Consider the following 9686-nt stretch of genomic DNA (forward strand, 5'->3'; position numbering starts at 1 on the left):
AATTATATGATTGACAATGGAGTGACAGAAACTTCCCAAATTTCAGGATTGAGTTTACTTCCAAATGAAAGTTATGATTTTACACATCCAACCAGCTGGACACCAACCAATATTGGCGACTTTCAGGATGTTGATATTTGGATTTCTGCCATTAATGGGAACCCTGATACGATTCCCGATGATAATAACCTCAGTGCTCATGTGTTTGTAAATAACGGTAATTCAGGAACAAAGAAAGTTTTCATTGAAGAATTTTCAACTTGCCCTTGTGGTTTTTGTCCCGATGGACATATTGTGCTGGAAGATATCATGCATCGGAATCCAAATATAATGGGACTCATCCATCATGCGGGTTTTGGTACCGATTCCATGACCATAAATGAAAGCAAAGTAATAGCTTCTGCTTTTACCAATGGAGCACCAACTGCCGCAATTGACAGGGTGCATTGGTCTGATCAGATACGAATTGCCATATCGAGGCAAATATGGGAAGAACGGGCATTGTTGCAATTAGCAAAGAAAACAGCAGTGGATATTGATTTATTCTCGACCTATAATCCGACTAGCAAAACAATGACTGTGGATGTTGATCTGGACTTTTTAGATTATCCACTTCCAGGCGATATGCGGTTAAATGTATTTTTAGTTGAGGATAGTGTATCAGGCGTTGGTAGTGGCTGGGATCAAAAGAATTATTATGATGGAACTTCAGGGCATCCAATGTATGGCCGTGGAAATCCAATCATTGGCTATACTCATATGCATGTAATCAGAACGGTTCTGACAGGAGATTGGGGAGATAATAGCGTTATTCCTCAGAATGTATTGCCAAACTCATCTTATAACAAAACCTATACATACCAAATTCCATGGTATATGAAACCCAAGGATTTGTTTCTTATTGTTTTTGTTTCCTATAATGATGACGATTATATTGAGATTATCAATGCGCAGAAAGCCGAACGAATCAATTTGGATGTGGCTGGTGATAATAGAAAATTCAATCAATTAGTGGTTTATCCAAATCCGGCAATGGATGAATTGTATTTAAGACTAGATGAAGGAATTTCTAGTCCTAATGTCCAGATTATTGACCAACTGGGTCAACATTATCAGCTAAAAGTGATAGATAATAAAATCAATATTGCAGATTTGGCACAGGGGATATATTTTATCCAATTGGTCGATTCAAAGACCATTTATTCAACTACCTTTATTAAGAATTAAGTAATAATCTATGACCGTCTTTATTATGTGATTCATTGGTGGATGTGAGTTTTTATTAAATCAGGTGTATGTAGTCAAATCATCTCTGAGCATAAAACGTATAAAGCTCATAAAAGTATTATCTGTAGGAGGTTTTAGGGGATAACTTAAATTTAGGCTGAACTATTTTACAGGCAGCGTTCTCGTAAAACCTTCTTCGAGCGAAATATAGGTTTCGGTACTCACAATTTCCGGAATAGACTGAATTTTCTCAACAATTAGCTGCTTTAAATGTTCATTGCTACGGGCAAATATTTTCAACAATAAAGAATAGCGTCCGGTTATATGATGACATTCAACTATTTCTGGTATTTCACTAATTTTATTAAATACGTTGTCGTGCGTACTGGTCGAAATCAAGTTTACTTGCAAACCAATAAAAGCACAGGTAATATAACCGAGTCCTTTGGGGCTTAAATGAAAGCCTGATCCTGAAATAATTCCTGCATCAACTAGTTTTTGAACGCGTTGATGAACTGCTGCACCTGAAATATTGCATTTTCGGGCAACTTCTAAAAAAGGAATACGAGCATCTATGGTAATTAAATCCAATATCATATGATCCAGATTATCAATTTGAAAGTTATTTTTCATATTACATTATGTTTGCTTATAATAAGGCGTTAAAAGAGCGTAATAAGTTTTAAATAGTAAGCAAATGTAGTGAATATTGAATTATATTTCAACAATTGGTTCTATTTCGTATCAGTTTGATATATTTGCTTATGTAAAAAATCATTTTAAAATTGGTACAATAAAACTCACATAATGATTAAAAATTTCACGAAAGAAGAATGGATCAAAGTCGGTCAGGAAATGATCGAAAGTCGTAATCGAGCAATAAAAGTTGCCAAAACCCGCAAATTTGATACGGTAGCAACACATGGCTTATACGATTGCGAACAAGCATTGAATTATAACAATGGATCCATCATGGAACCCATTTATATGAGCCCGGCTCAAGCTTATCACAACAGTGCTGAGATGGAAGCAGGTCTGGCTTATGAAATGCCAAACTGGTGTTATACACGCATTGCAAATCCATCAACTTATTTTTTAGAAGAAACAACTGCTTTATTAGAAACATATGGTTCTGAAATTGAAGCCAGTTGTTTAGCAACTGGAAGTGGAATGGCTGCTGTTCGGGTAGCAACCGATCCTTTTTTGATTAAAGATGATAATTTGCCTGCACCGAATTTTGTAGCTTGTGCCAAGGTTTATGGAGGTACATTTCAGCAGTTTTGGGTGCGCAGATGGCAGGAAACAGGTATTGAAGTTCGCTGGATTCATAATCCATTTGATTTGAATGAATGGGCTGAAAAAACGGATGCAGGTACCCGTTTCTTATATGGTGAGTTTCCTTCAAATCCGTCAGTTGCCATTTTTGATATTGAAAAAGTAGCTGAACTGGCACATGCAAATGGAATTCCTATGATAGTGGATGCTACCTGTGCTTCTCCTGCATTGACAAGACCATTATTGCATGGTGCTGATATTGTGGTTCAATCTGCATCCAAAGTGATTGGTGCAAGTGGTACGTCCATTGTGGGCTTACTAACTTCCAAGAAAAATATTGTTTCTAAAGTTGGAGAAGATGCCATGAAAGCTGATTTTGCCACTTGGGCGAAATTCTGGCCTTTCAGGGATAATGGTCCCGCTTTAAGTCCAATGAATGCTATCATGACATTAAACGATTTGCGTTCACTCAGAATGAGAGTAGCTCAAATGAGCAATACTGCATTGGAAGTAGCAACTTATTTGGAGAATCATCCAAAAATCGCTCGTGTTCATTACCCCGGTTTACAAAGTTTTGAAGCACACGAAACAGCAAAAAAATACATGAAATTAGCTGATACTGATCAAAATATGTTTGGTTATATGATGGCTGCTGAGATAAAAGAGGAAACAGCGTTAGGATCGAAGAATTCACGTATATTTTATGATGCTTTGCAGATGTTTTGGCGTGCAACCGATTTGGGACGTGTGAAATCAGTCGCAACTTTGAATGCTATTTCTACTCATCAGCAACAAGGTGAGGAGGGTCGTAAAATAGCTGATATCAAACCAAGCACATGTCGTTTGTCAGTTGGAATTGAAGATCCTGCTGATATTATTTCTGATTTGGAACAAGCACTTGATAAAATTTAAAAATTTCTCGTCATTGCGAGAGAGGAACGAACGAAGCAATCCCATAGTACTTAGGGATTGCTTCACTTTGCTCGCAATGACGTTTATTCTTTTAAAATGAAAAAACTTAAATTATACTCCACCAACCTCCAAGCTGACACTGTATCGTTTAGCGAAGCTTTATTAAAAGGGATTGCACTTGACAGAGGTTTATACATGCCTGAAGAAGTTCCAACGTTTACAATGGAAGAAATTGATGCATTTTCGGACATGGAATATTTCGAAATTGCTTATGAAGTGATTAAGAAATTTCTGGTCGGTGAGATTGAAGATACGGTGCTCTATGAGTTGGTGAAGGATGCATACAATTATGATGTACCGCTGGAAAAAGTTGTAGATAGCAAATATATTCTTCGATTAGATCAAGGCCCTACAGCTTCTTTCAAGGATTTTGCAGCCAGAATGATGGGACGATTAATGAACTATTATCTTTCCAAAGAAAATAAGAGTTTGTTGATTCTTACAGCAACATCAGGTGATACAGGAAGTGCTATTGCTAATGCCTATTATGGCTTGCATAATATCAAGGTTGTTGTTCTTTATCCTGAAACAGAAGTTACCAATCGTCAGCGTAAGCAGATGACTACCCTTGGTGAAAATGTGCAAATTATTGCCGTTGATGGCAAGTTTGACGATTGTCAAGCGATGGTAAAAGAAGCTTTCGCAGACCGCGATTTGGATCATTTGAATTTATCTTCAGCCAATTCAATCAATATTGGACGGCTAATTCCACAAACTGTTTATTATTTCTGGGCTTTTGCCAAACTTCGAAAAGGAACAGCAGATGATGACATTATATTTTCCGTTCCTTCAGGTAATTTTGGTGATATGATGGGAGGTGTATTGGCTATGAAAATGGGATTGCCAGTGAAAAAGTTTGTCATTGCAACAAACAACAATGATGTTTTCCCTGTATTCATGAAAACAGGAATTTATAGCAAAATCGAACCTTCCCGAAACTGTATCTCATCAGCAATGAATGTAGGGCATCCTTCAAACATGTCACGTTTAATGGCACTATATGGTGGTGTGATGAATGAAAAAGGGGAGATATTGACTCTACCTGATATGGATGAAATGAATAAAGAAATTCATGCTGTTAGTATATCTGAAGAGGAGACAAGATCAACGATCAAAGAGACATGGCGAAATCATAATGTATTGCTTGAACCACATGGTTCGGTAGGTTGGGCTGGAATGTTGGATTATTTAAAGGAAAATCCAGAAGCAGATGACCAGTTATGTGTTTCTTTGGAAACAGCTCATCCGGCCAAATTCCCTGAAGAAATTATTAAAATATTGAATATTGACCCTGAATTACCAAAAAGCTTAGAAGGATTAGAAGACAAAGTGGAACACTATGATTTTCTAAAGAATGAATATACTGATTTCAAGAATTACCTGCTAAAGAAATACTAATTAGCAGGAGTATTGTTAAAAAAGCCCTGTCTTGAATATCTCAAAACAGGGCTTTATCATTTTAATGGTTTTTAAACCCGTTGAAATGATGGCTACTCTTCAATAATAGTAATTGTTTCAATTTTATCACCTTCTTGAATCATATCAATGATGTCTAATCCTTCAGTTACTTTCCCAAAACAAGTATGGTTGCGATCGAGGTGAGCTGTATTATCGCGACTATGACAAATAAAGAACTGTGATCCTCCAGTATTTCTACCAGCATGTGCCATGGATAATACACCACGGTCATGATATTGATTGTCTCCATCCAATTCACAATCGATTTGGTAGCCGGGTCCACCAGCACCTGTTCCATTTGGACAACCTCCTTGAATCACAAAATTTGGAAGAACCCGATGAAAATTCAAACCATTATAAAACCCCTTGTTTGATAGATCTACAAAGTTTTTTACTGTTAATGGGGCATCTTTTTCATAAAAATCTACTTTCATGATGCCTTTTGCTGTTTTTATTTCTGCTTTGCTCATTACTGTACTTTCTTTAATTTTTTTTCTAGCTTGCAAATATAATAAAGCTGAGAACAATTTCATTTTCTTATGAAAAGCATTTGTACAAAAGTGTTAGTCGTGACTGGATCAATCTGTTACAGCATCAATTAAGCTTATTTACAAAATGCATTGTTTAACAATATTTTGTATATTTGAATACGTACTGACAAATTTTCACTTCTCATCCATATTTTCCTGTAGTAACAAAGTATATGGTTTATTCACTAAATACGTGTGTTATGAAATGAGCATAAATTTTCAGCATCCTAAACTATACAAACCGTGGGTGATTAAATTTTTTGCTTAAGCGAAGATTTATCGTAGCGGTTCCATGGGTTCGGAAATTTTGTATTTATTTCATTTTTAACGAAATACAAAATTTAAAACATATGAAAAGGTTTATTATTTTATTTGGTATTCTTTTCTCGGTATTAATTATTAGCGGTCAAAATTGGGTTGAACAGAAAACTCCCACGAAAAAAAATATATGGTCGGTGTATTTCACTAATGTTTATACCGGTTATGCTGTTGGTAATGGAGGTGTCATTTTAAAGACAAGTAATGGAGGATTGAGTTGGAAGCATAAAAACTCAGGTGTAAAGGATTTACTTAGGTGTGTTTTTTTTCCAACTGAAATGGTTGGTTATGTAAGTGGCGAAAAAGGAGTCATTTTAAAAACAACTGATGCTGGTGATAACTGGACTGATATTAGTCATAGTTCAGAGACTGAGGGAGGGGGCGTTTGGTTTCTGACAAGCGATAAGGGTTTTATTGTGGAAGGAGACGATCAGTTTACTGTTGTTAATATTTTAAGAACGCTTGATGGAGGTGAAACATTTGATACTGTTTACTCCAGTAGTGGGTGGATTAGCTATTTTCATTTTCCAGATGCACAAAACGGTTTTGCAACAGCTTCAGATGGAAAAATATTGCGCACCCAAGATGGTGGAAAAACCTGGAGAGGCTTGGGAACAAGTACAACTCTTTGGATGTCAGGTGTTTATTTTTTCGATAAAGATAATGGGATTATTGGAGGAGGTAGTTACCCTGCCAGTGGTGAAATATTAAAAACATCTAATGGGGGTGATAAATGGACAAAAAAGACTACCAGTGTGGGCTCAAGCCGCTTAAGTTTTGTTAGCAGTAGTATTGGTTATAATGTTGGATTTGATTCGATCAATTGGACTTTAAAACGAATTTTCAAAACAATTGATGGTGGAACTACCTGGACTCCTTCACCACATCCTGGGGTAGTTCCTATAAACGATATCCAGATGTTTGATGAAAACATGGGCTATGCAGTAGGAGATAGCGGCCTAATTTATAAATATTCCAATTCCTATTCTATTTCAGGAAAAGCAAAAGTTGGAGGAAATTCTATTTCATCGGGAACAGCCAAACTTTTTGAGTTAACAAAGAATCATAAGTCAAAATTAATTGCTTCCGAGCAGCTCGACATGCAAGGAAATTACAGCTTTACTAATTTGGTCAGTGGAGAATATATTGTATCTGTGCGTTGTACTGATGCACTATATCCTAATACATTGGAAACTTATTATGGCGATGTAGATTATTGGGAATCTGCTCAATCAATTCCCTTGTTGTGGAATGATAAAACAAATGCTGATGTAAATATTATTGCTTTTTCAGATCCACCCCTTGGTAAAGCCAGAATTGAAGGGTATGTTGTTTCTTTGGATGGAACGAGGGCTGGCAACGATCCAATCAAAGACATAGATGTGACTTTGAAAAAAGTACCGGGCGGAGAAGTGAAAGTAGTTAAAACAAAATGGTCAGGAATGTATGAGTTTAAGGATATGCCTTTAGGCGATTATTCCATAAGTATTGATATACCCGGATTACCCATGGATTCGTTTAAAACAGTTTATATCAATAACTCAGACACATCTATTGCCAATGTGAATTTTGGTGTGGATTCAGCAGGAATTCATGTAGATCAAACAATTTCAACTAATGAATTTGATAAAGAAAAAGGATTGTCAATTTATCCAAATCCTGCTAGTCTTAATCTGATCATTGATTTTAAAATGAAGGCAAATCATAAAATTGTAATCAGGAATTTGGTTGGACAAGATGTTCTGAATTTGGAACTAAGGAATACAAAGAGAATTCAATTAGATATTTCAGATTATGCATCCGGAGTTTATGTTATTGAATTTAATAATCATGCCTATAAATTTGTGAAATACTAGCAGTTAATATAGCCTCAACTAAAGCTTGGAAAGATGAAACAGAAAACTTGCTGCTTGATTTTCAAAATGTTACAAATTAGTTATATGAGAGATTTATAGTATTTGTCATTTTTAATACTCCAGATTGTTTATAACTTGAAGCTACATAGGTAGATTATTTTTGCAATTACTAAGTTCTGATTGTGCAGTTGAACAAATTCATTCAATTTCATTTTATTTCCATATGTATTTTTTGTAACTTTAATGATCAATAATTAAATATTACTGTTCAAAAAGAATGGCGAAGAAAACAGAAGAAATTAAACTTGAACATGCTATTGAGGGGATTAGTCAATCGACCATTGATAAAATCACCAAAGCATGGCTGGAATCGGATAATGCACCCATTAAAGTAGATTCCTCTTTAAATAATGAAGGTGAAGAAGTTGTTCGTGAACTTGCAAAAGTTTGTATAAATGAAATAGGTGGTGAAATATCAAATCAATCGAGGGTTGTACATCTTGGGATGATTTATATACATCTGAATGCCAAGGGAAGAGCACGTTTTCTTCGAATTTTGGCTCACGATTTTGATATCGATACAAAACTGCTGAATGAAAAGGTCAGAAAACTTCGAAGAGCAAGAAAGGAGGAACAGAAAATAGATGCCGAGCTCGAACTTGCAAAAGCGCTTATCCCTCCAAGAGTAAGACTACTAAGGCAATTAATTCGCCTGCCTGATGGTTTTATTTTTCTGAAAGAAATGAGACGTGAACTGATTCCGCTTATTCCAACTTTACCTCGCCTGAAAAAGCTGGATAATGATATCAAAAGGATATTAAGAGGTTTTTTTGACATTAATTTACTTGATTTGGTTGAAGTGAACTGGAATTCGCCAGCAATACTTCTTGAAAAATTAATGGAATATGAAGCAGTGCACGAAATTAAAACCTGGAAAAGTTTAAAGCACCGCTTGCATTCCGATAAGCGGATATATGCCTTTCTTCATTATAAACTACCAAATGAGCCCTTGATATTTGTTGAGGTTGCTTTCACGAAAGGAATGGCTCCCAATATTCATGAATTGCTTGATGAAAGCAAAAAACCAATTGACCCGAAAGAGGCAGATACCGCTATATTTTATTCTATTACAAGTACTCAGAAAGGTTTGAAAGGAATCAGTTTTGGAAATTTCTTGATTAAAAGGGTGGTTAATGAATTAAGCAAAGAGTTTGTTAACCTGAAATTTTATGCCACACTTTCACCTATTCCATATTTCAGAAAATGGCTTGAAAACTATTTGTTGAATAATGATGATGTGCTAACTCTTAAAGAAGGAGAGAAAATTAAAAAGATTGCCAAAACATTTTCAGCGAATGAAGGCTTGCTGAAAATTCTTGATTCCAATTGGTACCAGTTTAAAGGTAAAACAGCTGCTATTAAAATACCGCTATTAAGGTTATGTTCACAATATTTAGTCAATGAAAGAAAAGGAGGGAGGGCTTTCGATCCTGTTGCCCATTTTCATTTATCGAATGGAGCAAAAGTGCAACACATTAACTGGATGGCTGATCTCTCAGAGAAGGGGTTGAGGCAATCGGCAGGAATGATGGTGAATTATCACTATTTGCTGAACAAAATTGTCAGTAATCATGAAGATTATTTTTCAGAAGGTAAAGTGTTTGCTTCGAGAGAAGTGAGGAATTTATTGGTTAAATAAAAAGCTATTTAGTTTTCCGGCCATCACCGTCCTTTGTGAGAGACAGTGATGAGACAAAAACTGGTTCAAGGATTAGCGTAGCGGTTCTTGGACCTTTTTGTTAATGTATATCGAAAATGTAAGCCTCTGTTGTTCGTAGCTTGAATTTAACTCAACCCCTAACCCCTTCTCTGAAAAATCAAAGAAGGGGAATTGATTCTACTTCAAAACTAAAAATTGATATATTAGAAATTTGTGTACTCCAGCCATTAATGTCTTCTGAGAGAGACAGTGATGAAACAAAAAATGTATATTGAAAATGTACGCTCTGTTGTTCTTAGCTTGAATTTAACTCAACCCCTAACCCCTTCT

General features: G+C 35.7%; 7 protein-coding genes. 5 read left to right on the top strand and 2 right to left on the bottom strand.

Annotation, left to right across the window (positions count from 1 at the left end):
* Window positions 1-1227, top strand: a 1227-nt coding sequence (locus tag HOG71_16135; protein MBT5992376.1) for an Omp28-related outer membrane protein, incomplete at its 5' end; no start/stop codon positions are given.
* Window positions 1228-1389: 162 nt separating this feature from the next.
* Here the strand turns inward: HOG71_16135 and HOG71_16140 are convergent.
* Window positions 1390-1860, bottom strand: coding sequence for an AsnC family transcriptional regulator (locus HOG71_16140; GenBank protein MBT5992377.1), 471 nt, complete (start codon window positions 1858-1860; stop codon window positions 1390-1392).
* Between the two features lie 174 nt (window positions 1861-2034).
* Here HOG71_16140 and HOG71_16145 point away from each other — a divergent pair, with 174 nt between their 5' ends.
* Window positions 2035-3414: an O-acetylhomoserine aminocarboxypropyltransferase/cysteine synthase gene (locus HOG71_16145; GenBank protein ID MBT5992378.1), complete on the top strand. Its 1380-nt coding sequence runs from the start codon at window positions 2035-2037 to the stop codon at window positions 3412-3414.
* Between the two features lie 96 nt (window positions 3415-3510).
* Entirely contained in the window at window positions 3511-4872 is a 1362-nt protein-coding gene (gene thrC / locus HOG71_16150) for a threonine synthase (GenBank protein MBT5992379.1), read from the top strand.
* 92 nt (window positions 4873-4964) lie between these two features.
* On the opposite strand, the gene HOG71_16155 is transcribed toward thrC, so the two are convergent.
* Window positions 4965-5402: a peptidylprolyl isomerase gene (locus HOG71_16155; protein MBT5992380.1), complete on the bottom strand. Its 438-nt coding sequence runs from the start codon at window positions 5400-5402 to the stop codon at window positions 4965-4967.
* A gap of 410 nt (window positions 5403-5812) precedes the next feature.
* On the opposite strand from HOG71_16155, the gene HOG71_16160 reads away from it, so the two are divergent.
* A complete protein-coding gene (locus HOG71_16160; GenBank protein ID MBT5992381.1) occupies window positions 5813-7636 on the top strand; it encodes a T9SS type A sorting domain-containing protein in 1824 nt (607 codons plus the stop codon).
* A gap of 277 nt (window positions 7637-7913) precedes the next feature.
* Complete coding sequence (locus HOG71_16165; GenBank protein MBT5992382.1) at window positions 7914-9335, top strand: malonyl-CoA decarboxylase; 1422 nt, start codon at window positions 7914-7916, stop codon at window positions 9333-9335.
* Window positions 9336-9686 lie beyond the last annotated feature (351 nt).

Source organism: Bacteroidota bacterium (genome assembly GCA_018698135.1).
GTDB lineage: Bacteria > Bacteroidota > Bacteroidia > CAILMK01 > JAAYUY01 > JABINZ01.

Bases quoted from the DNA above. Each gene is read 5' to 3' on its own strand.
- HOG71_16155 (MBT5992380.1), bottom strand. From the start codon at position 5,402: ATGAGCAAAGCAGAAATAAAAACAGCAAAAGGCATCATGAAAGTAGAT.
- thrC (MBT5992379.1), top strand. From the start codon at position 3,511: ATGAAAAAACTTAAATTATACTCCACCAACCTCCAAGCTGACACTGTA.
- HOG71_16140 (MBT5992377.1), bottom strand. From the start codon at position 1,860: ATGAAAAATAACTTTCAAATTGATAATCTGGATCATATGATATTGGAT.
- HOG71_16145 (MBT5992378.1), top strand. From the start codon at position 2,035: ATGATTAAAAATTTCACGAAAGAAGAATGGATCAAAGTCGGTCAGGAA.
- HOG71_16165 (MBT5992382.1), top strand. From the start codon at position 7,914: ATGGCGAAGAAAACAGAAGAAATTAAACTTGAACATGCTATTGAGGGG.
- HOG71_16160 (MBT5992381.1), top strand. From the start codon at position 5,813: ATGAAAAGGTTTATTATTTTATTTGGTATTCTTTTCTCGGTATTAATT.